This window comes from Stenotrophomonas sp. YIM B06876 (assembly GCF_030711595.1).
GTDB lineage: Bacteria > Pseudomonadota > Gammaproteobacteria > Xanthomonadales > Xanthomonadaceae > Stenotrophomonas.
Genome location: NZ_JAUJUJ010000202.1, coordinates 1 through 1,402, shown reverse-complemented (window position 1 = coordinate 1,402; position 1,402 = coordinate 1). Strand labels below are relative to the sequence as shown.

Here is a 1,402-nt window from a genome sequence, read left to right as displayed (position 1 = left end):
GGATGCGACAAAGTGCCACGGATTGCGCCGACTTTCCGGGGTTTTTTACCTCTCCAACCCTAGCTTCTGGAACCCAGCCCATGAAAATCCTTGTCCCCGTCAAGCGCGTGGTCGACTACAACGTCAAGGTCCGAGTCAAGTCGGACGGCAGCGGAGTGGACACAGCCAACGTCAAGATGAGCATGAACCCCTTCGACGAGATCGCCGTCGAGGAAGCCGTGCGCCTGAAGGAAAAAGGCGTGGTGAGCGAAGTCATCGCCGTCTCCTGCGGCGACGCCAAGTGCCAGGAGACCCTGCGCACCGCCATGGCGATCGGCGCCGACCGCGCCATCCTGGTCGAAACCGACGTCGAGCTGCAGCCCCTGGCCGTCGCCAAGCTGCTCAAGGCCCTGGTCGAGAAGGAAGCCCCGGGCCTGATCATCCTGGGCAAGCAGGCGNTGCGCACGGCCATGGCCATCGGCGCCGACCGCGCCATCCTGGTCGAGACCCCGGCCGACCTCGAGCTGCAGCCCCTGGCCGTCGCCAAGCTCCTGAAGGCCCTGGTCGACAAGGAACAGCCGGGCCTGATCATCCTGGGCAAGCAGGCCATCGACGACGACGCCAACCAGACCGGCCAGATGCTCGCCGCGCTCGCCGACCTGCCCCAGGGCACCTTCGCCAGCAAGGTCGAAGTCGCCGGCGACAAGGTGAGCGTCACGCGCGAGGTCGACGGCGGCCTCGAGACCGTCTCGCTCACGCTGCCCGCCGTCATCACCACCGACCTGCGCCTGAACGAGCCGCGCTACGTGACGCTGCCCAACATCATGAAGGCCAAGAAGAAGCCGCTCGACGTCGTCCGCCCCGAAGACCTCGGCGTCGACGTGGCGCCGCGCCTCAAGACGCTCAAGGTCTCCGAGCCGGCCAAGCGCGGCGCCGGCATCAAGGTGCCCGACGTGGCCACGCTGGTCGACAAACTCAAGAACGTAGCGAAGGTGATCTAAATGACAGCACTGGTTATTGCCGAACACGACAACGGCTCCATCAAGGGCGCCACGCTCAATACCGTGACCGCTGCCGCCCAATGCGGCGGCGACGTGCATGTGCTGGTGGCCGGCCACAACGCGGGCGCCGCCGCAGCTGCTGCAGCGCAGATCGCAGGCGTTGCCAAGGTCATCCACGCCGACAGCGCCGCCTTTGCCGACGGCCTGGCCGAGAACGTCGCCGCCCAGGTGCTGGCGCTCGCTGGCAGCTACAGCCACATCCTGTTCCCGGCCACCGCCGGCGGCAAGAACGTCGCCCCGCGCGTCGCCGCCAGGCTCGACGTGGCGCAGATCAGCGAGATCACCAAGGTCGATGCGCCCGACACCTTCGAGCGCCCGATCTACGCCGGCAACGCCATCGCCACCGTGCAGAGCCTGGACGC

1 protein-coding gene and 1 pseudogene are annotated in these 1,402 nt (G+C 67.1%); both read left to right on the top strand.

What is annotated here, in order from left to right:
• Positions 1 to 2: 2 nt before the first annotated feature.
• Positions 3 to 980: an electron transfer flavoprotein subunit beta/FixA family protein gene (locus QZH66_RS16070; protein WP_345783863.1), complete on the top strand. Its 978-nt coding sequence runs from the start codon at positions 3 to 5 to the stop codon at positions 978 to 980.
• Positions 981 to 1,402, top strand: a pseudogene (locus QZH66_RS16065) (electron transfer flavoprotein subunit alpha/FixB family protein); the annotation flags it as partial. It lies immediately after the preceding gene.